This window comes from Streptococcus pasteurianus (assembly GCF_004843545.1).
Classification (GTDB): domain Bacteria; phylum Bacillota; class Bacilli; order Lactobacillales; family Streptococcaceae; genus Streptococcus; species Streptococcus pasteurianus.
Map to the genome: position 1 here is coordinate 163,322 of NZ_CP039457.1, position 22,233 is coordinate 185,554.

General features: G+C 37.4%; 21 protein-coding genes. 17 read left to right on the top strand and 4 right to left on the bottom strand.

The window, feature by feature from the left end:
• Nucleotides 1-35 precede the first annotated feature (35 nt).
• The 7 genes from E8M05_RS01090 (at nt 36) to E8M05_RS01120 (ending at nt 7,314) form a co-directional block, all read left to right on the top strand.
• On the top strand, nt 36-506 hold the full coding sequence (locus tag E8M05_RS01090; RefSeq protein WP_003063009.1) for a DUF3013 family protein: 471 nt from the start codon (nt 36-38) through the stop codon (nt 504-506).
• 271 nt (nt 507-777) lie between these two features.
• Complete coding sequence (gene prmA / locus E8M05_RS01095) at nt 778-1,731, top strand: 50S ribosomal protein L11 methyltransferase (RefSeq protein ID WP_003063011.1); 954 nt, start codon at nt 778-780, stop codon at nt 1,729-1,731.
• A complete protein-coding gene (locus tag E8M05_RS01100; protein WP_003063014.1) occupies nt 1,732-2,475 on the top strand; it encodes a 16S rRNA (uracil(1498)-N(3))-methyltransferase in 744 nt (247 codons plus the stop codon).
• A gap of 162 nt (nt 2,476-2,637) precedes the next feature.
• On the top strand, nt 2,638-3,654 hold the full coding sequence (locus tag E8M05_RS01105) for a LacI family DNA-binding transcriptional regulator (RefSeq protein ID WP_003063016.1): 1,017 nt from the start codon (nt 2,638-2,640) through the stop codon (nt 3,652-3,654).
• 261 nt (nt 3,655-3,915) lie between these two features.
• Nucleotides 3,916-6,099: a PTS transporter subunit IIBC gene (locus E8M05_RS01110; RefSeq protein WP_003063019.1), complete on the top strand. Its 2,184-nt coding sequence runs from the start codon at nt 3,916-3,918 to the stop codon at nt 6,097-6,099.
• A 103-nt stretch (nt 6,100-6,202) separates the two neighbouring features.
• Nucleotides 6,203-7,018 carry an endonuclease/exonuclease/phosphatase family protein gene (locus tag E8M05_RS01115; RefSeq protein ID WP_013851414.1) on the top strand — a complete coding sequence of 272 codons (816 nt, stop codon included), beginning with the start codon at nt 6,203-6,205 and terminating at the stop codon, nt 7,016-7,018.
• Nucleotides 7,019-7,122: 104 nt separating this feature from the next.
• On the top strand, nt 7,123-7,314 hold the full coding sequence (locus E8M05_RS01120) for a DpnD/PcfM family protein (RefSeq protein WP_003063023.1): 192 nt from the start codon (nt 7,123-7,125) through the stop codon (nt 7,312-7,314).
• A gap of 53 nt (nt 7,315-7,367) precedes the next feature.
• On the opposite strand, the gene E8M05_RS01125 is transcribed toward E8M05_RS01120, so the two are convergent.
• Both E8M05_RS01125 and nrdI read right to left on the bottom strand, forming a co-directional pair.
• Nucleotides 7,368-8,405, bottom strand: a complete 1,038-nt coding sequence (locus tag E8M05_RS01125) for a M42 family metallopeptidase (RefSeq protein WP_013851416.1) — start codon at nt 8,403-8,405, stop codon at nt 7,368-7,370.
• 108 nt (nt 8,406-8,513) lie between these two features.
• Nucleotides 8,514-8,993: a class Ib ribonucleoside-diphosphate reductase assembly flavoprotein NrdI gene (gene nrdI / locus E8M05_RS01130; RefSeq protein WP_013851417.1), complete on the bottom strand. Its 480-nt coding sequence runs from the start codon at nt 8,991-8,993 to the stop codon at nt 8,514-8,516.
• 245 nt (nt 8,994-9,238) lie between these two features.
• Between nrdI and E8M05_RS01135 the strand changes: the two genes are divergently transcribed.
• Complete coding sequence (locus tag E8M05_RS01135; RefSeq protein WP_013851418.1) at nt 9,239-9,553, top strand: PTS cellobiose transporter subunit IIB; 315 nt, start codon at nt 9,239-9,241, stop codon at nt 9,551-9,553.
• Between the two features lie 16 nt (nt 9,554-9,569).
• Entirely contained in the window at nt 9,570-9,890 is a 321-nt protein-coding gene (locus E8M05_RS01140) for a PTS cellobiose transporter subunit IIA (protein ID WP_003063031.1), read from the top strand.
• 494 nt (nt 9,891-10,384) lie between these two features.
• Here E8M05_RS01140 and E8M05_RS01145 read toward each other — a convergent pair whose 3' ends face one another.
• The gene (locus tag E8M05_RS01145) at nt 10,385-11,785 is read right to left on the bottom strand and encodes a glycoside hydrolase family 1 protein (protein WP_003063032.1); all 1,401 of its coding nucleotides are present in this window, start codon (nt 11,783-11,785) and stop codon (nt 10,385-10,387) included.
• A gap of 149 nt (nt 11,786-11,934) precedes the next feature.
• On the opposite strand from E8M05_RS01145, the gene celB reads away from it, so the two are divergent.
• The 3 genes from celB (at nt 11,935) to manA (ending at nt 15,006) form a co-directional block, all read left to right on the top strand.
• Entirely contained in the window at nt 11,935-13,203 is a 1,269-nt protein-coding gene (celB, locus tag E8M05_RS01150; protein WP_048791135.1) for a PTS cellobiose transporter subunit IIC, read from the top strand.
• Nucleotides 13,204-13,255: 52 nt separating this feature from the next.
• Complete coding sequence (locus E8M05_RS01155; protein WP_003063037.1) at nt 13,256-13,981, top strand: GntR family transcriptional regulator; 726 nt, start codon at nt 13,256-13,258, stop codon at nt 13,979-13,981.
• 74 nt (nt 13,982-14,055) lie between these two features.
• Complete coding sequence (gene manA, locus E8M05_RS01160; protein ID WP_013851421.1) at nt 14,056-15,006, top strand: mannose-6-phosphate isomerase, class I; 951 nt, start codon at nt 14,056-14,058, stop codon at nt 15,004-15,006.
• Between the two features lie 502 nt (nt 15,007-15,508).
• On the opposite strand, the gene E8M05_RS11385 is transcribed toward manA, so the two are convergent.
• Entirely contained in the window at nt 15,509-15,859 is a 351-nt protein-coding gene (locus E8M05_RS11385; RefSeq protein WP_048791044.1) for a hypothetical protein, read from the bottom strand.
• Between the two features lie 391 nt (nt 15,860-16,250).
• Between E8M05_RS11385 and E8M05_RS01175 the strand changes: the two genes are divergently transcribed.
• The 5 genes from E8M05_RS01175 to E8M05_RS01195 all read left to right on the top strand — a co-directional run bounded on the left by E8M05_RS01175 (nt 16,251) and on the right by E8M05_RS01195 (nt 22,214).
• Complete coding sequence (locus E8M05_RS01175) at nt 16,251-17,543, top strand: ABC transporter substrate-binding protein (protein WP_003063043.1); 1,293 nt, start codon at nt 16,251-16,253, stop codon at nt 17,541-17,543.
• A 113-nt stretch (nt 17,544-17,656) separates the two neighbouring features.
• Nucleotides 17,657-18,541, top strand: a complete 885-nt coding sequence (locus E8M05_RS01180) for a carbohydrate ABC transporter permease (RefSeq protein ID WP_013851423.1) — start codon at nt 17,657-17,659, stop codon at nt 18,539-18,541.
• The gene (locus tag E8M05_RS01185) at nt 18,541-19,368 is read left to right on the top strand and encodes a carbohydrate ABC transporter permease (protein ID WP_003063047.1); all 828 of its coding nucleotides are present in this window, start codon (nt 18,541-18,543) and stop codon (nt 19,366-19,368) included. The genes E8M05_RS01180 and E8M05_RS01185 overlap by 1 nt, the downstream gene beginning before the upstream one ends.
• A 33-nt stretch (nt 19,369-19,401) precedes the next feature.
• Nucleotides 19,402-19,986: a hypothetical protein gene (locus tag E8M05_RS01190; RefSeq protein WP_003063051.1), complete on the top strand. Its 585-nt coding sequence runs from the start codon at nt 19,402-19,404 to the stop codon at nt 19,984-19,986.
• Entirely contained in the window at nt 19,983-22,214 is a 2,232-nt protein-coding gene (locus tag E8M05_RS01195; RefSeq protein WP_013851424.1) for an alpha-galactosidase, read from the top strand. The genes E8M05_RS01190 and E8M05_RS01195 overlap by 4 nt, the downstream gene beginning before the upstream one ends.
• Nucleotides 22,215-22,233: the final 19 nt, after the last annotated feature.

A 22,233-nucleotide genomic window follows, 5' to 3' on the forward strand; every position in this document is an offset into this window, starting at 1 on the left:
ATTGTAACACAAAAGAAGATTGGAAGAAATTTTTAATGGCTAAATTTGGCTTTTTATCAGTATTAGAAGAAGAAATGGACAAGTACTTCACGTTTGATTATGCTATTGATTGGAATAAGAAAAATCATGCGGTGGAAGTGACTTTTATTTTGGAAGCGCAGAATCAATCTGCGGTTGAAACTGTGGATGACCAAGGTGAAATCAACAACGACGACATCGTTTTTGAAGATTATGTGCTTTTTTACAATCAAGCAAAATCAAAAGTTGATGAAGATGATTATTTGGTGACTATTCCATTTGATGCCAAAAAAGGCTTTTCACGTGAATTTTTAGCTTATTTTGCTGAAACATTGAACGACGTAGCAACCAAAGGTCTTGATGATTTAATGGACTTTTTAGCAGACGAAAATGCGACTGACTTTGCACTCGAATGGGACACTGAAAGCTTTGAAAATGGGAAAGTAGCTCTGAAAGAAACAGAATATTTTGCTTATCCGAGGTATTGAGGTCTAATCGGATAAAACACAGGGAAGGGTTAGTTAATATCTCGAACTGAATATATTTCAAATAAAAAGCAAGAAAGGAAAAGGATAAGTGTTTGCTTTGAGCACGAACTTATGACCTTTTAATACAGATAGAAAGGAAAAAGGGGGCAGGTAATTTTAAACTGAACCCGCCCGAAATACTGTGCCAAAAAGATAAAGTTCCCCTAGACGCAAGCGTCATCGGTGACTTTCCTATTTTGGTTTTGTATTTTACGGGCTTGGTATCTTAATTATGGACAAATGGCAAGAGTTAACTGTTGAGGTTTTACGTGATGCAGAAGAAGCTGCATCGAATATTTTGATTGAATTAGGTAGTCAAGGTGTGGCGATTGATGATAGTGCGGACTATTTCGGTCATGTTGGCAAATATGGCGAAGTATTTCCAGAAATCAAACAAGTGGAAACTGTTAAAATCACAGCTTACTACCCAGAAAATGTTGATATTGAGGCTGTTGAAAAAGAAGTGGCTGACCGCTTAGCGGAATTGACTGATTTTGGCGTTGATGCTGGTGATGTTCACTACGCAACGCAAGAATTGGCAGAGCAGGATTGGGCAGAAAACTGGAAAAAATATTATGAACCAACGCGTATCAGCTATGATTTGACAATCGTTCCAAGTTGGACCGATTATGAAGCTAGCGAGGGTGAGAAAATAATTCGTCTCGACCCTGGTATGGCATTTGGTACAGGAACTCACCCAACCACAAAAATGAGTCTTTTTGCGCTCGAGCAGGTGCTTCGTGGTGGTGAAACGGTCCTTGATGTCGGTACTGGTTCAGGTGTGCTTTCGATTGCAAGTTCACTACTTGGGGCAAAAGACATTTACGCTTATGACCTTGACGAAGTAGCAGTGCGCGTGGCACAAGAAAATATTGATTTGAACGCTAATACTGAAAATATCCACGTGGCTACTGGAAATCTTTTGCAAGGTGTTGGCATTCAAGCAGACGTTATCGTGGCAAATATCCTTGCGGACATTTTGGTCAATATGACAGAAGATGCTTATCGTCTTGTTAAAGATGAAGGTTACCTTATCATGTCAGGCATTATTTCTGATAAATGGGATATGGTTCGTAAATCAGCTGAGGACGCAGGTTTCTTCCTTGAAACACACATGGTTCAAGGCGAATGGAATGCTTGTGTTTTCAAAAAAACAGATGATATTTCAGGTGTAATTGGAGGATAAATGCAACAGTATTTTGTAGCAGGACAAGCTCAAGATGTCGTTACAATCACAGATAAAGATACGATTAAGCATATGTTTAACGTCATGCGTTTGACAGAAAACGACGAAGTTGTCCTTGTCTTTGATGACCACGTGAAGCGTTTGGCAAAAGTCATTGATAGTGCTGAACACCGTTTTGAAATCATTGAAGAACTAGATAGCAATGTTGAATTGCCTGCTGAGGTGACGATTGTCGCAGGATTTCCAAAGGGTGATAAATTGGAATTTCTAGCACAAAAAGGGACTGAACTTGGTATGGCAAAGCTCTGGGCATTTCCAGCGGATTGGTCAGTGGTCAAATGGGACGGCAAAAAATTAGCCAAAAAAGCCGATAAGCTGGCAAAAATCACACTAGGTGCTGCGGAACAAAGCAAACGTAATGTGATTCCAGAAGTTACTCTTTTTGAGAAAAAAGAAGCTTTTTTAGCAGAACTTGAGCAATTTGACAGGATTTTTATTGCTTATGAGGAATCAGCCAAGGAAGGTGAGACGGCTGTTCTAGCGCGTGAATTGTCACAAATGAAAGCAGGAGAGAAAATTCTTTTTATCTTTGGACCAGAGGGCGGCATTTCGCCAGAAGAAATCGAAACATTTGAATTAAAAGGTGGTTTGAAAATCGGTTTAGGACCACGTATCATGCGCGCTGAAACCGCACCGCTATATGCTTTAGCGAGCGTTAGCTATGCCTTGGAATTGATGAAGTAGCTAGAAACCTAGGTTGTTAACAATTTATAATGGAAAACACTGTTATAGGTGTTTTCTTTTTATTTACTCATTTTTTACTGGTACTTGTGAAGGTTTTGGGTTGACAGCGCTTTAAAAAGTTTTTATTCTAGATATATACAAATTACAAATAAGGATAATATAATGGCAACAATTAAGGATGTCGCAAGGGTTGCGGGGGTATCAACGTCTACAGCTTCACGTGCTCTGCATGATAGTAGTATGATTAGCGAGGCGACTAAAAGGCGTGTGCGTCGTGCGATGAAAGAACTGGATTATTCTCCAAACTATTCGGCACAAAATCTAGTCAATCGTACAACCAATACAATAGGGGTTATTTTGCCCGTGCGAGAAAGTCAGGATTCACTTGGAAATAACCCATTTTTCATGCAAATTATTCAAGGTATTTCAAGCGTGTGTAGCGAGAATGACTACATGGTCAGCTTGGCAACAGGACGAACAGATGACGAATTGCAAAAAAATATCCAAACCTTAATTCGTAGCGGCAACATCACTAAGCTTATTTTTCTTTATTCAAGAAAAGCAGATCCAGTTTTTGAATTTGTCAAACAAGAAAAGAAGGTTTCTTGTGTCGTCGTTGGTCGTTCTTACGAAGATGCTCCGCAAAAAACGGTGCGTTTTGTCGATAATAATAATGACCAAGCTGGTAAAGACGCAACGACATTCATGTTAGTCAAAGGTTATAATCATCTTGTTTTTGCCTATACTGATATGGATGAATTAGTGCAAACCGAACGTTATCAAGGTTACTGTGAAGCCTTGCAAGAATATGATAAAAAAGGGAGTGCATTGCAATTATCACGTTTAAGTGATGAGGAGAATGCGGTGAAGTTGCAGACGTTTCTTGCTGAAAATCCTCAGACAGAAGCTTTTGTTGCCTGCGATGACATCATGGCTATTCGTTTGCAACGTTTATTCAAAGATAACAACCGTGAAAATCATTATGCCATGATTGGCTTTAACAATTCATTGATTACAGAAATTGCAAGCCCTGCCTTGACTTCCGTGGATATTTTTCCATATGAATTAGGAGAAAATGCCGCTAAATTATTATTAGCTGATCCTAAAAATCTGACCGAACAAATAGTTGTTATTCCACATAAAATCATTGAACGCGAATCAACACCAGATTTGGGTTAACAGCTTTTACCAACTGAACCTCCGCTGGAGGTTTTTTTGCAAAGGAGGTGTTTCTTAAGTACCCTTTTTAAAAAAATCCGGAAAACGCTTTACAAATTAGAAATACGTGTTATAATAAAATCATCAAAATAACGCAAACGTTTGCGCAAAATTAAAACAAAGCTTAAATCAATTCTTTAAAGAAGTTGAAAAATATAAGTGGCATTATTTTTCATAAATTAAAGCAAATGGTTTCTTAGCAAATGGTTTAAGGAGTATTTCATGAAGAAGGCATTTAAAAATTTAACCAGCTTCGAATTTTGGCAAAAATTCGGAAAATGCTTGATGGTTGTTATTGCTGTTATGCCAGCAGCAGGTTTAATGGTTAGTATTGGGAACTCACTTCCGCTAATCAATGCAGACTCAGCCCTTCTTGCTACGGTTGGTAATGTTATTGCTCAAATCGGATGGGGAATTATCAATAATCTTCACATCCTCTTCGCATTAGCAATTGGTGGTAGTTGGGCAAAAGAACGTGCTGGTGGTGCGTTTGCAGCAGGTATCGCATTTATTCTCATCAACCTTATCACAGGTCACGTTTATGGTATTTCACTTGATATGATTGCTGATGGTACAAGTACAGTTCACAATGTTCTTGGTGGCAAAATGCTTGTAGCTGACTACTTTGTCAACGTTCTTGGTCAACCTGCTCTTAATATGGGTGTGTTTGTCGGTATTATCTCTGGGTTTGTTGGGGCAACAGCTTACAATAAATACTATAACTACCGCAAATTACCAGACGTTCTTTCATTCTTTAATGGTAAACGCTTCGTACCATTTGTTGTTATCTATCGTTCAGTTCTTGTTGGTTTGTTCATGTCTCTTGTTTGGCCAATCATTCAATCAGGAATCAATGGATTTGGTATGTGGATTGCATCTTCACAAGATTCAGCACCATTTTTAGCACCTTTCTTATATGGCACTTTGGAACGTTTGCTTCTTCCATTTGGACTTCATCATATGATTACTATCCCAATGAACTACACATCACTTGGTGGTACTTATGAAATTTTGACAGGGGCTCAAAAAGGAACAGAAGTTTTTGGTCAAGACCCACTTTGGTTAGCATGGGTAACAGACCTTATCAATCTGAAAGGGTCTAATGCTTCAGCTTACCAAGATCTTTTAACAAATGTAACACCAGCTCGCTTTAAAGTTGGGCAAATGATTGGTGCAACGGGTACACTTATGGGAGTTAGCCTTGCTATGTATCGTAATGTTGACCCTGACAAGAAGAAAAAATACACTGCTATGTTCATCTCAACGGCAGCAGCAACATTTTTAACAGGTGTTACTGAACCAATTGAATACATGTTTATGTTCGTTGCAATGCCACTTTACGTTGTTTATGCAGTCGTTCAAGGGGTGACATTTGCTTTAGCTGATTTAGTTAACCTTCGTCTTCATTCATTTGGTAATATTGAACTTTTAACACGTACGCCTATGGCTCTCAAAGCTGGACTTGGCGGTGATTTGATTAATTTTGTCATCTGTTGTATTTTATCAGGAGTTGTGATGTACTTTATTGCAGACTTCATGATTAAGAAATTCAACTTTGCTACTCCAGGTCGTAATGGTAATTATGACGATATGGATGATGACCAAGCTAGTGCATTAGCAGACGGTGCTAGTGTCTCTGCAGATTCACAAATCGTTCAAATCATTAATCTCCTTGGTGGACGCGATAACATCGAAGATGTTGATGCTTGTATGACTCGACTTCGTGTTACAGTCAAAGATGTCGCTAAAGTCGGTGATGAGGACACTTGGAAAAAGGCTGGCGCTATGGGACTTATCATCAAAGGTTCAGGTGTTCAAGCGGTTTATGGACCAAAAGCGGATATTTTGAAATCTGATATCCAAGACCTTCTTGATTCTGGCGCAGAAATTCCAACTGTCAACTTGTCAGAAGTTGAAGGAAACGATGTTACAAAAGTTTCTTATAAAGGTGTGACAGAAGATGTCAATGCAGTTGCAGATGGTGATGTAAAACCTATCACAGAAGTTAAAGACCCTGTCTTTGCTGGTAAAATGATGGGTGATGGCTTCGCTGTTGAACCAGAAAATGGCAATATTTACGCACCAGTTTCAGGTATTGTAACAAGCGTTTTTCCAACAAAACACGCCTTTGGTCTATTAACAGACAATGGACTTGAAGTTCTTGTTCACATTGGTTTAGATACTGTTGCTCTTAATGGAGTACCATTCTCAGTTAAGATTACAGAAGGTCAACGTGTTAAAGCTGGTGAGCTTTTGGTGGTAGCTGATTTAGCAGCTATTCGTTCAGCAGGTCGTGAAACAACAATTATTGTTGCCTTCACAAATACAGCAGAAATCAAAGCAGTCAATTTAACCCAAACAGGAAAAGTTTCTGCTAACACACCTGTTGCCAAAGTAGAACTTTAAGCTGATATTACTCATATGAATAAGAGATGTTTAGGTTAAATCTAAATAAAAGGGAGTCTGAGACAGGAATCATGGACTCTCCTTTGACTTGAAGGGAACAGATATGGCTAAATTTTTAACACTTAATACGCATTCTTGGTTGGAGGCAAATTCATTAAAGAAATTATTCGACTTGGCAGAAACGATTTATAGTGAAAATTATGATGTCATTTGCCTTCAAGAAATTAACCAAGATATTCGTGGACTGTTAACCAAAGAAGTTGATGGCTATGAAAAATTACCAGGAAGCCCAGCTTTGCATCGCGATAACTACGCTTTACAACTCGTGAATTATCTGAGAAGTCAAGGACGATATTATTATTGGTCTTGGGCATATAATCATATTGGATACGAAAAGTACAATGAGGGTGTTGTTATTTTATCAAAAACACCTATCAAAGTGAATGATATTCTGGTATCTGATGTTGATGACGAAACTGATTTTCACACAAGACGTGTTCTTGTTGCGGAGACGGAAATTGATCAGAAACCAATTACGGTTGTTAGCTTACACATGTCTTGGTTTGGTAAAGGCTTTGAAAGTGAATGGCAAAAGTTGGAGACAGCGCTGCTTGATTCCCCCAAACCATTGGTACTCATGGGTGATTTTAACAACCCAACGGATACTGCTGGCTATGATATGATTTTAAACAGCCCACTTGATTTACAAGACAGCCACAAAGTGGCTAAGAAAGTCCAAGGCGACCATACGATTATTGAAGACATTGACGGCTGGGAGGGCAATAAACAATCCCTCAAAGTTGACCATGTTTTCACAAGTAAAGGTATTGATATTCTATCATCAACCGTCACATTTGACGGCGGTGAGGCACCAATCGTTAGTGACCATTTCGGTCTTGCCGTTGAGCTTAACTACTAATAACACTACCTCCTAATTTATTTGTTTGTTTTTACACAATCGCTCCTGATTTCAGGGGCGATTTTAGGTATTATGGATCCGCAATAATAGCATTAAAATAATCAATGATTAATTACGGAGAAAAGATGAGGGCATTCAATGTAGAAATTGAGGAAGTGCTTCAAAGAATTGTAAAAGTTGAGGCAAGAGATGAAAACGAAATTTTAAAATTGGTAAGCAAACAGTACAGTCAAGAAAATATTGTCCTAGACGAAAATAATTATAAAGGTCACGAACTTAGGGTTATATCCGAATAGAGAACGATAAAAGAGTGAACATAACATTCACTCTTATTTTTTGTATTCAATTTTTACTCCACAATTGGGCTTTTTAGGTAAGCATCAACGAGGCGTTCTGTTGCTTGGACAGAGTCAATGTGTGTGCGTTCGTATGAGTGACTTGATTCGATACCAGCTCCAAAAAGGGCGTGTTTGACTTCAGCACCTGCACGAAGAGCAGCAGAAGCGTCACTACCATAATACGGATAAATGTCCAATTTGTAAGGAATCTTATTGTCATTTGCTAATTTGACAAGATGTTGGCGCAATTCATAGTGATAAGGTCCTGAACCGTCTTTGACACAGATTGACACACTGTATTCATCTGTTTGTTGGTCGTCTCCCATTGCTCCCATATCGACCGAAAGGTATTCAACAGTTTCAACCGGGATACTCGAATTCGCTCCATGACCAAGTTCTTCAAATGCTGAGAAGTAGAAGTGTGTCGTGTATGGCAAAGTAATGTTTTGCGCTTTATATTCTTTAAGCAATTCAATTAAGATAGCTGCTGACACTTTGTCATCTAAGTGACGTGATTTGATAAAACCTGATTCGGTAACGACAACACGTGGGTCAAATGAGATAAAGTCACCAACTTCGATACCAAGAGCGCGTGTTTCTTTCTCATTTGTTACTTTTTCATCAAGGCGAACTTCCATGTTAGTTTGGTTGCGCTCAGCCGTACCAGCATCTTTATAAACGTGTACAGATGTTTGGTGCATAAGGATTGTACCACTGATTTTCTTGCCATTTTTAGAAACGTGAACGGTACAATTTTCTCCCTCAATAGCGTTGTAAACAAAGCCACCGATAAGGTCCATTTTGAGCCGTCCATCAGGTTTGACAGCGCGAACCATAGCACCAAGTGTATCCAGATGAGCAGTCACTACACGGTGCTTGCTATCATTTTTACCTGTGATTGTGACCATAACTCCGCCTTTATTCGTGCGAACAGGCGCATAGCCAAAGCTTTCAAGTTCAGCAATCACATAATTCATAATGTGACTTGTGTAGCCAGTAGGTGAAGGGATATTTGCAAGTTTTGTAATATAATCAACTGTTGTTTTCATGAGTTCTCCAATTAAAATTTAGTAGTCATATTGATGATAAAATACGCGATATCATCTATGTTATTATACCATGTCTGCTAAATTTAGTTGAGAAAGGGTTGTATGTATTTAACTAGGATTGGCAAATCCTTGGTGTTGCTTCACAATAATCTCTGCTAGGCGCTCAATATCAGAGCTTGTTCCTCGTAATTCAAAATCACCCAACATCGGAAAACCAAAACGTTTGGCGTACTGTTTGGCTGTCAGGCAATACTGTTCGTTGAAATTCCGATTGCCAGAACCAATAATACCAAAACAATGTTTGTAGTTGTCATGAGCAGCAATAAAATCACCTAGCGGATTCGTCAAGATTTCAACATCACCTGAATCAATACCATTACCACCTTCAAGATAGGTTGGCAAAACAGCAACAAAAGGTGTCGTGATTGGAAATGTTTCATGATTGAGTTCCTTGATATTAATGGTTTGTGTATCTAGGGAATAATGGTTCAGTAAGTGTTCAGTTAATCGTTTTACAAAGCTTTGTGTGTTACCGCTTAAACTGATATAAACAATGCTTAATGGAGCTAATCTTTTTTCTTGTGACATAATAACCATCCTACTATATATTGTGCTTCTCATAGTAATATAACACAATATATGGTTATAGACAAGAATTTATCTCTGAAATTTATATGATTTAGAAAGCGTTCAAATTTTTAAAAGTTTGAACTTTTAAAAATAAAAGACTATACATTTTAAGATATATATGATATACTTTTAACAAAGATGTTGGGGAGCGTAAAACATCTTAAACAATTATTTTATATTCTATTCTAAAAGGGAGAATGATTATGTCAAAAGCATTGATTATCTGTGTAGCTGGAATGTCATCATCACTAATGGCCCAAAAAACAACAGACTTTTTCGAAAAACAAGGTAAAGACATCACTGTAGAAGCTATCAGCTCTAACGAAGGTGAACAAGTTATTACTGATGCAACCTACGATTTGTATCTAGTTAGCCCACAAGCTGGTATGTATTATAACCAATTTGCAGCTGCTGGTGAAAAATCAGGTCGTCCAGTTGTTAAAGTTCCACCACAAGCTTATGTTCCAATCCCAATGGGTGTTGAGAAAATGGCTAATCTTATCGTAGAAAACATTTAATGAGGTGTTGTTAGAGATGACTGAAGAAGAATTGCAACTTGCTGCTTTTGAAATTATCTTGCACAGCGGTAACGCCCGCACTTCTGTTCACGAAGCATTTGCTAAAATGAAAGAAGGCAAATATGACGAAGCAAAAGAAAAACTAGATGCTGCTGATGCAGAACTTTTGGGAGCACATCATGCTCAGACTGATTTGTTACAGAAATATGCAAGCGGTACCGAAGTTAAAATCGAGATTATTATGGTTCACGCACAAGATCATTTGATGACTACAATGACTTTGAAAGAAGTTGCGGTGGAAATGATCACATTGTACCAACGACTCGATGAAAAATAAGGAAAAAAACAGTCCATCGGACTGTTTTTTCACGAGCCTAGAAACTAACAAGCGAGTCAAGTCCATCGGACTGTTTTTTTCATTGTCTAACCCTTGTACACCCAACACAATTTATTTTATCGTTTGAAACACGAGAACAATTTAATCATCCAAAAAGAAGGTAGAAAGTCTTCTTTTTGGATATTTCTCTGTTCAGTCTTAGGCTATAACAACATCAAATAATTTATACTCGCTGTTCCTTGTCAATATTCTCAAAATCAAGCAAGCTTAGTAAAATTTGAAGTTTGTTTTTGAAAAAATAAATTTGGCTACGCTTATAAAAAATTTGTGTATAGCAAATCCCTCTCCTATGCAGAAGAGGGGTGGAATCTAGTAAATAGTTTTAAATGGATAAAAAGAATTTGTTAAGTTAATTTTCATTGGCTGGGTGAAAATCATGAAGTAGAAATTTATTAGGAGTATTTGAAATCAAATAATATTAGAATATTAAATGATTATTCTTCAAATCCATTATCAACAGTAACGTGTTTAAACCATTCGCCAGATTTTTTAATGGTCTTAATTTGTGTGTGAATATTGTTTGAAATAAATCCATAACGGTTGCGGTAAGCATTCATCCAAGACCAGCAATCGATTGGTGTCCAGAGGTGATAACCGAAACAGTTTGAACCTTCTTCGATTCCTCGGTGGAGACAAGCGAGGTGTTCTTTGATGAAGTCAATACGATAATCATCTTGAACTTGTCCGCTTTCGTCCATGAAGCGTTCTTCACGAGAAACACCCATACCATTTTCAGAAACAAACCAAGGGATGTTTTTGTAGTTGTCGCGAATGTTGATGGCAATATCGTAAATAGCTTCTGGGAAGATTTCCCAGCCTTTATCAATATTCATGCGACGACCAGGCATGTTGTACTCGTCATAGTAACGACTTGGCAACCAAGCACCGACAGAGTTAGGCGCGATGTCTGGAGCTTTCACACGATTTGGATGGTAGAAGTTAACACCCAAGAAATCAACAGTGTTGTTTTTGAAGATTTCAGCATCTTCAGGTTCTGTTTGCCAGATAACACCATCTTTTTCTAATACAGCTTCTAATTCTTCTGGGAAATGTCCGTTGATAGCTGGTTCAAGGAACATTTTGTTGTTCCAAAGTTCAGCAAAGTGTGCTGCCGCTTGGTCATCTTCAGAATCAGAGGCGGCGTAAGTTGGTGTTAAGTTCAAAATAGTACCAATGCGCCCCCCATCTTTGTCTAAGCCAAGTTCTCGGAATTTAGCGATAGCTTTTGCGGAAGCAATATTCAAGTTATACGCAACTTGAACTGCCTTCTTACCATCGACTAATTTTGGATAATGGAATTGGTAAAGATATTCACCGTCAACAACAACCATTGGTTCATTGTGTGTTGCCCAATCTTTAACGCGGTCACCGAATGCTTTGAAAGCTTGTTCAGCAAATCCAACGTAAAGATCAACAACATGGCGTGATTCCCAACCACCATATTTATGATAAAGTTCAACAGGTAAATCGAAATGGTGAAGGTTCATGATTGGACGAATACCATTTTCGATGAAGCAATCAATAACGTTATTATAGAAATCTACTGCATCCTGGTTGACAGTATTTGTTTCAAGGTCATCAATAAGACGTGTCCATTGAATAGAAGTACGAACACTATTGAGTCCTACTTTTTTCATCAATGCAATATCTTCTTTATAACTGTTATAGAAGTTAGAGGCTGTGTCAGGCCCTACTTGATCATAAAAAGTTTCAGGTTCAATTTCATACCAATAGTCAAACATATTAGCGTGTTTCTTATCGAAACGCCCTTCGCTTTGAGGACCAGATGTAGCAGCGCCCCACCAAAAGTTTTCTGGGAATGTGTAAGTTGCCATTAGATTCTCCTTAAAATATTTTCATTTACAAATATAATTATACACCTTTTAAATAAAAAGACAATATTTTTTATAAAAAAGACTAGACATTTAATGATAAATAATATATAGTTATAGTGTAAAAACAATTAATGGAAAGAGGAGTATTTATGAACAAGTTTCTAGATGCTATCAGTGACAAACTTTTGCCTTTGGCAAACAAGTTAGGTTCTAACCGTTACCTAGCTATTTTACGAGATGCCTTCATGTTGGCGTTTCCATTGACTATGTTTGGTTCAATTGTCGTGGTTATTTGTAACCTTCCTTTTTTAAGCGATGATTTGAAATCGCTTTTGTCTGAACTTTTTGGTAGTGCACAAAGTGCAACAATGTCTATTATGACAGTATTTGTTACTTGGGGGATTGGTTATTATCTATCAAAATCTTATGATGAAGATGGTATTTTCGGTGGCGCCATTTCATTTGTAAGCTTCCTCCTATTGACACCATTCTTTACAACTACTGACAGTGGTGAACAAGTTTCAAATATTTTGAGCCTTGATCGTCTTGGTGCCAAAGGGATGTTCCTTGGTATGATCGTATCTTTCATTGCAACAGAAATTTACTGCCGTATCAGTAAAAAAGGTTGGCAAATTAAAATGCCAGACAGTGTTCCACCTGCAGTTGCTAAATCATTCGCAGCGCTTATCCCAGCTATTTTGACATTATCAATTTTTACAGCTCTTAATGCTATTGTAACAGTTGGTTTCAATACAAACCTTCATGATGTTATCTATAATGTCATCCAAATGCCTTTAGTGGGTCTAGGAAGTAGTATTTGGGCAACATTGATCGCAATCTTCTTTATCCAATTTCTATGGTTCTTTGGACTTCACGGACAAATCCTTGTTAACTCAGTAATGGATCCAATCTGGAATACATTGATGTACGACAACTTGGATGCTTATAAAGCTGGTGAACATATTCCACACATTATTTCTAAACCATTCATGGAAACATTTACTGTTGGTTTAGGTGGATCAGGTATGACTTTGGCAGTTGTTATCCTTATGGCATTTGTTATGAAGAAAAGACAATATCGTGATGTTGGCCGTTTGGCATTAGGTGCTGGTATCTTCAACGTTAACGAACCTGTTATCTTCGGTTTGCCAATTGTGTTGAATGCTACAATTCTTATTCCTTGGGTAATTTCACCAATCATCGTTACAGCGCTTAACTATTTCGTAATGGCAATTGGTCTTGTACCTGCTCCAACAGGTGTATCAGTGCCTTGGACTGTACCAGTATTCTTTAGTGGTATGATTGCTACAAACTCACTTGCAGGTGGACTTCTTCAAATCGTTGACTGTCTCATCGTCGGATTTATTTGGTATCCATTCTTACGTATGCTAGACAAACAACCTGATTCTGCGTTATAATAGAACTATAGTTTAAAAAAATTAGTCTATACAAGTATAGTAGGAGCGATCTATGTCAAAATATGAAGAGATTGCAAGTATTATTCGAACGAGGATTTCAGACGGTACTTATCCAATTGATTCAATGCTACCGATTCAATCGGACTTAGCAAAAGAATTTGGGGTAAGCCGTATGACAATCAAAAAGGCTATTGAGATGTTAACCATCGAAGGTTTGGTCCTTTCAAAACAAGGAAATGGAACAAAGGTTTTAAATTCTTCGTTTTGGGATAAGGAGGACTCAAAATTCCGTTTGAACAATTATAATGGGTTGAGCTATGATATGAAAGACGACCCTCGGAAATTGACAAGTAAAATCATTGAATTTACTGTCGAATTTCCAGATGCTAAAATAGCAGAGCGGCTCCAAGTTGATTCAGCAACACCTGTTTACAAAATTATCCGACTTCGTTTATTAGACGGTAAACCCTATGCTTTGGAACACACTCATATGTCTTGCGATTTAACACCTGGTTTGGATGATGATATCTTATTAACATCTGTTTATGATTACCTTTGGCATCAACTCGGTCTCAAATTTGCAGGTTCCTACCGACATATCACGGCTGAAAAGCCAGATCATTATGACAAAGATTATTTAGCCTGCAAAGATGATGATCCCATTTTGCAAGTCGAACAAGTTGTTTACTTGGAAAATGGGAGACCGATTGAATACTCTCGTAGTAGAAATCGTTTCGATACTAGAGGTTATTCATTATTGGATGTTAAGAACATTTAACTAAGAAACCCAAAAATGCTTTGGGTTTCTTCTTGGTGAACAAGCATATTTTGCTTGAAGGAAAGGAAAATTTTATGGCAGAACCATTATTTCTAAAGTCACAAATGCATGATAAAATCTGGGGGGGAACTAAACTTCGTGATGAGTTTGGTTATGACATTCCAACAGAAACAACTGGTGAATACTGGGCAATTTCAGCTCATCCAAACGGTGTTTCAATCGTAGATAATGGTACTTATAAAGGTGAAGGTCTAGATAAACTTTATCGTGAACACAAAGAACTTTTTGGCAATCCAAAATCTGAAGTCTTTCCATTATTGACAAAAATTCTTGATGCCAATGATTGGCTTAGTGTACAAGTTCACCCAGATGATGCTTACGCTCTTGAACATGAAGGCGAACTTGGTAAAACTGAGTGCTGGTATGTTATTGCTGCGGATGAAGATTCTGAAATTATTTACGGACACAATGCCAAATCAAAAGAAGAGCTTCGTCAATTGATTGAAGCTGGGAAATGGGATGATTTGTTAACAAAAATCCCTGTAAAAGCTGGGGATTTCTTCTACGTACCAAGTGGTACAATGCACGCTATTGGTAAAGGCATCTTAATTTTAGAAACACAACAATCAAGTGATACAACTTACCGTGTTTATGATTTTGACCGCCGTGATGCACAAGGCAATCTTCGTGACTTACACATTGAGCAATCAATTGATGTTTTAACAATTGGTGAACCTGCTAACAGTACACCTGTAACGATTGATGTTGACAACTTGAGTTCAAGCCTTTTGGTTTCAAATGAATTCTTTGCTGTTTATAAATGGGTGGTATCTGGTGTCGTTAATCTTACACAAACAGCACCATACTTGTTGGTAAGTGTTCTTTCAGGTCAAGGTAGCTTGAATATTGATAACCGTGTTTATAACATCAAAAAAGGTGACCACTTTATCCTTCCGAATGATGTTAAATCATGGGAATTTGATGGCGAGCTAGAAATTATTGCTAGTCACGCAAACGAAAAATAATTATTGTTCATAAATATGATTGAAACAAAGGGTTCTGGAGTGATTCCAGAACTCTTTTGTTATATTCTCACCTAGAAATAAATTCCGGTTTTAACTAGAACCATGTTATTGAGCAGTAGAATGATTTGCCGACAATTTAAATTGTTTTCGTTTTTAAAATGATGATATTGATAAATTGTGTTGGGGGTAATTGTTAGACAGTCTCCACTGGATACTTTATTCATGAGCCTAAAAAGTAAAAAGCGAATCGGTAATTTCGAAGAAATTCGATTTCTCAGTAAGTCTTAATTTCTTGTTTCTGACCTAAAGTGGTCTATTCCCAGACCATTTTGTGATACTTACTTCGTAAGCTTTATTTCCCGATTATAAAGGCTTCCCCGAACCTTTATAACCAACCCATACATGGCTCGAAAGATTTGGGGAAGCTTTCGAGGTGGGAAATGGAGTCAAGTGCAGCTTGATGTCAAAAGAGGGTTGTAAAAGCTTATTAGAACCCACTCAACTACTGCATCTTGTAAATAATAACTATATAAACAAAGAAGCTGGGTACTTTTATCCTAGTCTCATTATTATTCAGTTTCTTGGTGTATAAGCGACCTGCTTTTTTGTAATGTGTTAAGCGTGTGAGTTGATTTGTTTCCTCTGGTGTTAGGCTAGCGTAAGACATGATGATGACGTGGTCACCACTGTCATCATTAGAGTTTGCTGCAACGTCAAGAGCTTTACCACTATGTTTTGTGGTAACTTTGGAAGTATTTCCTGACATGATTTCGTCAGCTTTTACCCCTTGAGCTGATGCGAGACCGGCAACGACAGTTAGGGGCGCTAAAAATCCAACTAATGCTTTTTTCATAATGTTTTTTCTCCTCCCAAGAAAAGCGTTAGGACATAATGTCATCTCTGAATGTTATGAAATAATGTTTTTCAGAAAAAAGCCTCCTCCTTTACAAACTACTAGTAGATGTGTACAAAAATAATACAAAACTTTTAGGATGTGTTTCTAAAATGATTATAATACAATGTCTTAAAAGTATATATAAAATCAAAATAAATTTGAATTTTTAAAAATTATATAAGCCTTTTGTTATGTCACATAATGTAAAGAAACCAAGTTGCCCCTCGGTCAACTTATTGCAATAAAATAAAGCACAAAATATTTTCAACAAAAGTATATACTTTTGTGACATAAAGTGTTATACTGTAAGCGTAAACAAAAAAGAAGTTAAAATTAGGAGGAAGAACCTATGAAAAAAGGTTTGCTTACAATTGGGATGACTGCATTAGCAGCCGTGACATTAGTTGGTTGTTCAAGCGGAAGCAGTGATAGCGATGTTGAAACAATTACATTCATCAACCATAAGACCGATTGGGAAACTAACGGTAAATGGGATGAGTACATTGCAAAATTTAACGAGAAATATCCTGATATTAAAGTTGAAGTACAAACCATTACTGATTATGCAGGTCAAATGAAAACTCGTATGAACAGTAAAGAGTACGGCGACGTTTTAATGATTCCTGGTGATATTAGCCCGAAAGATTATGAAAACTTCTTTGAACCACTTGGTGACACAGAAGAATTATCAGAAAAATACTTAGGGCTTAATGACCGTTCATATGAAGGTGTTCAATACGGTATTCCGAGCCAAATGAATGCAACTGGTTTGGTTGTTAATAAGAAAGTCTTTGAAGATGCAGGTATTACAGAATTCCCTAAGACAACAGAGGATTTCATTGCTGCACTTAAGAAAATAAAAGAAAATGATAGTAGCATTGTCCCACTTTATACAAACTATGCTGCTGGTTGGACCTTATCTAACTGGGACTTCACGCGTCCAGGTGTATCAGGTGACCCTGATTTCACTAATGAAATGACTTCAGATACATCACCCTTTGATGAAGGTGACACAATGTACACTATCTACAACACTCTTTACACAGTAGCTAAAGAAGGGTTGATTGAATCTGACCCTACAACAAGTGATTGGGAACAATCAAAAGTTGACTTGGCAAATGGTAAAGTAGCTGTTATGGTACTTGGAAGTTGGGCAGTTCCACAAATTCAAAAAATCAATGAAGATAATGCGGACAACATTATGTTTGAAGCATTCCCAGTAACAGCATCTGATGGCAAACAATATATGCCAATCGGTGGTGACTACAACTACGGTATTAATGTTAACAGTAAACACAAAAAAGCAGCCCGAAAATTCATCGACTGGATGGTTAATGAATCTGACTACGCAGTTGACAATGGTGGTATTCCAACTGTGAAAGGCGCAGAATATCCAAAAGCACTTCAAGATAGTCAAGATGCGGGCGTTGAATTGATTGAAGAAAATCCAGCTCCAGAAGGTAAAGAGTCACTCTTTAGCGACATTAATAATGAATCTGAATTAGGTATCGGTTCTACTGATACTGAAAAACAACGTATCATTGACGCTGCTGTTGGAAATTCAAAAGAATCATTTGATGACATTATGAAAGACTTTAACACACGATGGGCTAACGCCATCAAGGTGGTTTCAGATAACTAAAATTCAATTTAGTGAGATGGGAAAGTTTGGGAGTCGAAAAATGTCTGGCTTCCTTACTTATGCTCATTTAGTGTTAAATATGCGAAAGCATCTTTGTCATGGTGGAGGTTATTATGACAAAAAGTAAATTGAGTAAAGAATGGGAAAAACGGATTCTTGTTTTCTCTTTCACCATTATTCCAGTTCTTCTGTTGCTTGTCTTTTCATATTATCCATTGATAAAAATGATCCAATACAGTTTGACAGATTGGAATGGCTATAGTCAAAATTCAAATTTTGTTGGGCTTGATAATTATAAAACGGTTTTAACAAATCCGAATTACTTTTCAGTTTTTAAAACAAGTCTCTACTACTTTATTGCAACATTTTTCCAATTAGGAATTGCACTGTTATTTGCTACGATTCTTTCATTCAAAGTGAAGTTTGCTAATTTTTGGAAAGGGATTTTATTCTTCCCATATCTTCTAAATGGTGTTGCGATTGGTTTTATCTTCCTTTATTTCTATAAAGGCGGTGGAACGCTTGATACGGTTTTGAAAGCTATTGGTCTTGGAGACCAAATCAGACTTTGGTTGGGAGACCGTTCAATCAATAATATCTCGCTTGCGTTTACATCTGTTTGGCGTTACACAGGGTTTAATTTCTTGGTGTTCTTAGGAGCGATTCAGTCTATTAACCCTGAAGTCTATGAAGCAGCTGAGATTGACGGTGCTAATCGCTGGAATCAATTTAGATACATTATCATTCCAAGTATTCGAAACATTGTCTTTCTTAACATTATCTTGGGTGTGAGTGGTTCACTAAGCGTCTTTGATATTCCATATATCATGACAGGCGGTTCAAATGAAACATCAACTTTCGTTATTCAAACCATTGATACAGCCTTCAAGTACAATAAAGTCGGTTTGGCATCGGCTATGGCAATCATTCTCTTGTTTATCGTTATTGTTGTTTCTGTGATTCAAAAGGTTGTTACTAGTGAAAGGAAGAATGTCTGATGAAAACGAAAAAAATAACAGTTGGAAAAATTCTTCAATACCTTATCTTGCTAATTGGAGCAACCGTTGCGATTTTGCCGATTTTGGTTGTCTTTATCGGCTCATTCAAATCAAATACTGAATTTTTGAGTACGGGTGTTTTGGAATTACCAAAATCACTAGATTTCTCAAATTATAAGACGGCTTTTGTGAATGGGCAAATGTTGCTCGGTTTTAAAAATACGTTGCTTATCTTTGTGGTTAGTATGGTTGGGAAATTGACTCTTGCCTCAATGTTTGCTTATGCGGTTAGTCGATTTGATTTTAAACTGAAAAAGCTTATCTTGACGCTCTTTATGTTGGCAATGCTGATTCCGAGTATCACTAGCCAAGTTGCAACTTTCCAAATCATCAATTCACTTGGATTGTTTAACAAAATTTGGTCAGTTATTTTGCTCAATTTGGGAACTGATGTTATTTCCGTCTATGTCTTTTTACAATATCTGGATGAAATTCCAATTTCTCTTGATGAATCAGCTTATCTTGACGGTGCTAGTCATTTTGGTATTTTCTGGCGCATTATTCTCCCAAATTTGAAAGCTCCGATTGTTACCATGTTAATTATCAGTGGTGTCGGTGTTTACAATGACTTTTACAATCCTTTCCTTTATATGCCAGACCGTAATTTGAAAGTTATTTCAACAGCGCTCTTTGCCTTTAAGGGACCTTACGGAACTAATTGGCCTGTTATTTTGGCAGGGGTTGTCATCGTTATTTTGCCAATTTTAATTGTCTTTTTATCACTTCAAAAGTACATCTACAATGGTGTTGCTGGTTCAGTAAAATAGAAAGATTTAGAAATTGTCTAGAAAGGAACAGCTATGACCGAAAAATCATCGCGTTTGATAGATGCTGTTAACTTAGTTTATACCGTCATGAAGGGCTCAGTGCTCTTCTGGCTGGCTTTGCTAAGTAGAGGTTTTGTTTATGGCTGGGTCTTTGCCATAAAGATAGTGTCTCTTTATTTCACTTCTGAAAATCCTCAGACGTTGCGATTTAGAGATTTGTTAAAGCAAAAAGAAAGTATTCCTTATGCTAAAGTGATTTCGGCTATGATGACTTTCTTCTTTAGCTTGGGATTGACTGGTTGGTTACTTAGTCTGGTCAATATCAGCCAGTTATCGTTTGCCATGTTTTATATTGGTGGGCTTGCTTGGCTAGTCTGGTTAGTTATCGTGATTTATTACGTTAAAACACAGTCGTCAAGCGGAGAAAATCAGTTTTATCAAAGCCTTCTTGAAATGAAACAGGACTTTCAAAAGGTTATTTTAGCCTTTCTTCTTGCTTTTATCTTTGTGTGGTTAACATTAACCAAAACAATGTTGGGCTGGTTATTGTTCCCAGGAATTTATTTTTATCTTGTTGGACGTATTCAAAAAGTACAATTTAAAGGAGTCAAGTCATGATTCTCATTAATGAGGAAGAACTTTCTTTTCATTTGACCAATGGAAAAGTATCGTATGTGTTTAGAGTAATGGAGAGAACAGGGGTTTTAGAGCAATTATATTGCGGACCTGCCATTTCTGATTACGAATCGTTTACCTTTTTGATTGAGCGTGAAATTCGCCCAGGAAATAATCTTTATATGGGGTCGAGCTTAATGTCGCTTGAGCATATTAAGCAAGAGTATCCCGTATTTGGGACGACGGATTTTCGCTATCCTGCTTTAGAAATTCAATATCCGACGGGAGATTTGATTTCACATTTTCGCTATGTGGGCTATCGTATTGAAAAAGGAAAGACGGTAACGGGTGCTCTTCCAGGGACTTTTGGAAATGAAGAAGATGTTGAAACGTTGATTGTTTGTTTGAAAGATGACTATGCTGATTTAGAGCTTGAATTGCATTATGCGATTTATGCGAATTATCCTATCATTACGCGTCAGCAAAAAATCATTAACAAGGACACACAAACGGTCTCGATTAAACGTTTTGCTAGTTTTAGTTTAGACCTTCCAAATGAGAATTATGACTGGGTTCATTTAGATGGTGCTTGGGCACGTGAAAATCATTTGTCGCGTAGTTCCATTCAAAAAGGTATCCAAAATATTTCAAGCACGAGAGGGCACAGCAGTCATGTTCACAACCCTTTCCTTGCCATTTGTTCACCAGAAGCAACCGAAAATAATGGACAAGTATATGGCTTTAGTTTGATTTATAGTGGAAGCTTTTTAGCCCAAATTGAATTAGACAACTACAATACCCTACGCATACAAATGGGTATCAATCCCTTCCAGTTTGATTGGCAACTTTATCCAGGACAACTGTTCGAATCTCCTGAAGCTGTCTTGGTTGTGAACCAGTCGGGCTTTAATGGGATGAGTCAGGTTTTTCATGATTTTTATAAAGAACATTTAATACGAAGTTCATGGAAAAATAAAAAACGCCCTGTTTTACTAAATAGTTGGGAGGCGATGTATTTCGATTTTAATCAAGAAAAGATTTTAGAAGTGGCTGAGGAAGCCAGTAAATTAGGAATTGAACTTTTTGTCTTGGACGACGGTTGGTTTGGCAAGCGAAATAGTGACACGGGTTCACTTGGTAATTGGACGGAAAACAAAGAAAAATTACCAGACGGACTTGCTTATTTAGCTAAGGCTATCAAAGAAAAAGGAATGTTATTTGGGCTTTGGTTTGAGCCAGAAATGGTCTCTGATGATACTGATTTGTTTAAAGAACATCCAGGTTGGGTCATTGGCAATCCAGAAAAAAACATTTCGCATGGTCGTAATCAATTTGTGCTTGATTTTGGCAATCCAGAAGTGGTCGAAGCAATTTACAATCAAATGGCACGTTTGTTATCAACGGTGCCGATTGATTACATTAAGTTAGACATGAACCGCTACATTTCAGAAAGTTTTTCAAGTCATTTGCCAAGTAAACAGCAAGGTGAGGTTAACCACCGTTACATCTTGGGTGTTTACAGCTTATACGAAAAACTAAATCAGGCATTTCCTGATGTTCTTATTGAATCTTGTGCGGGTGGCGGGGCACGTTTTGACCCTGGAATGCTTTATTATTCGCCACAAATCTGGACAAGCGATGATACGGACGCGGTGGAACGTTTGACTATTCAATGGGGGACTTCTATGGTCTATCCGTTATCAACCATGAGTGCCCATGTTTCAGCGGTGCCTAATCATCAAGTCGCACGTGTGACATCACTTGATATGCGAAAAGACGTTGCCATGTTTGGTGTCTTTGGCTACGAATTAAATCCATTAGCTTTGACAGAAGAGGAAAAAGAAGCTGTAAAAGCGCAGATTAAAGAATACCATACCTATCAAGAATTGATTCAAAATGGTATTTTCTATCGCTTGGATTTGATGGACAAAAACCATGTCGGCTGGCTGGTTGTCAATAAAGAAAGAACAGAAGCTTTGGTTGGCTATTATACGATTTTGGCGCAACCAAATCCAATTTACGAACGTTTAAAATTAGTTGGTCTCGACCCTGATAAAGCCTATCATATTCTCGGAAAAGATAAAGACGAGGTAAGGTATGGACGTGACCTAACTTCTATCGGTATTGTTTTAGGAAAAAATTATATCAGTAGAGAAAATGAGTATTGGTCGCGCGAAATGCCGGGTGATTTTAACGGAAAAATTTATTATTTGCAACAAATTGATAAATAACATTTGGAACTTCTTGCGT

What these genes read in the sequence shown, in the direction of transcription:
- E8M05_RS01195 (WP_013851424.1), top strand. Translation starts at nt 19,983, where the DNA reads ATGATTCTCATTAATGAGGAAGAACTTTCTTTTCATTTGACCAATGGA.
- E8M05_RS01155 (WP_003063037.1), top strand. Translation starts at nt 13,256, where the DNA reads ATGTCAAAATATGAAGAGATTGCAAGTATTATTCGAACGAGGATTTCA.
- E8M05_RS01115 (WP_013851414.1), top strand. Translation starts at nt 6,203, where the DNA reads ATGGCTAAATTTTTAACACTTAATACGCATTCTTGGTTGGAGGCAAAT.
- E8M05_RS11385 (WP_048791044.1), bottom strand. Translation starts at nt 15,859, where the DNA reads ATGAAAAAAGCATTAGTTGGATTTTTAGCGCCCCTAACTGTCGTTGCC.
- nrdI (WP_013851417.1), bottom strand. Translation starts at nt 8,993, where the DNA reads ATGTCACAAGAAAAAAGATTAGCTCCATTAAGCATTGTTTATATCAGT.
- E8M05_RS01090 (WP_003063009.1), top strand. Translation starts at nt 36, where the DNA reads ATGGCTAAATTTGGCTTTTTATCAGTATTAGAAGAAGAAATGGACAAG.
- E8M05_RS01175 (WP_003063043.1), top strand. Translation starts at nt 16,251, where the DNA reads ATGAAAAAAGGTTTGCTTACAATTGGGATGACTGCATTAGCAGCCGTG.
- E8M05_RS01105 (WP_003063016.1), top strand. Translation starts at nt 2,638, where the DNA reads ATGGCAACAATTAAGGATGTCGCAAGGGTTGCGGGGGTATCAACGTCT.
- E8M05_RS01145 (WP_003063032.1), bottom strand. Translation starts at nt 11,785, where the DNA reads ATGGCAACTTACACATTCCCAGAAAACTTTTGGTGGGGCGCTGCTACA.
- manA (WP_013851421.1), top strand. Translation starts at nt 14,056, where the DNA reads ATGGCAGAACCATTATTTCTAAAGTCACAAATGCATGATAAAATCTGG.
- prmA (WP_003063011.1), top strand. Translation starts at nt 778, where the DNA reads ATGGACAAATGGCAAGAGTTAACTGTTGAGGTTTTACGTGATGCAGAA.
- E8M05_RS01120 (WP_003063023.1), top strand. Translation starts at nt 7,123, where the DNA reads ATGATTAATTACGGAGAAAAGATGAGGGCATTCAATGTAGAAATTGAG.
- E8M05_RS01190 (WP_003063051.1), top strand. Translation starts at nt 19,402, where the DNA reads ATGACCGAAAAATCATCGCGTTTGATAGATGCTGTTAACTTAGTTTAT.
- E8M05_RS01125 (WP_013851416.1), bottom strand. Translation starts at nt 8,405, where the DNA reads ATGAAAACAACAGTTGATTATATTACAAAACTTGCAAATATCCCTTCA.
- E8M05_RS01100 (WP_003063014.1), top strand. Translation starts at nt 1,732, where the DNA reads ATGCAACAGTATTTTGTAGCAGGACAAGCTCAAGATGTCGTTACAATC.
- E8M05_RS01140 (WP_003063031.1), top strand. Translation starts at nt 9,570, where the DNA reads ATGACTGAAGAAGAATTGCAACTTGCTGCTTTTGAAATTATCTTGCAC.
- E8M05_RS01110 (WP_003063019.1), top strand. Translation starts at nt 3,916, where the DNA reads ATGAAGAAGGCATTTAAAAATTTAACCAGCTTCGAATTTTGGCAAAAA.
- E8M05_RS01180 (WP_013851423.1), top strand. Translation starts at nt 17,657, where the DNA reads ATGACAAAAAGTAAATTGAGTAAAGAATGGGAAAAACGGATTCTTGTT.
- E8M05_RS01185 (WP_003063047.1), top strand. Translation starts at nt 18,541, where the DNA reads ATGAAAACGAAAAAAATAACAGTTGGAAAAATTCTTCAATACCTTATC.
- celB (WP_048791135.1), top strand. Translation starts at nt 11,935, where the DNA reads ATGAACAAGTTTCTAGATGCTATCAGTGACAAACTTTTGCCTTTGGCA.
- E8M05_RS01135 (WP_013851418.1), top strand. Translation starts at nt 9,239, where the DNA reads ATGTCAAAAGCATTGATTATCTGTGTAGCTGGAATGTCATCATCACTA.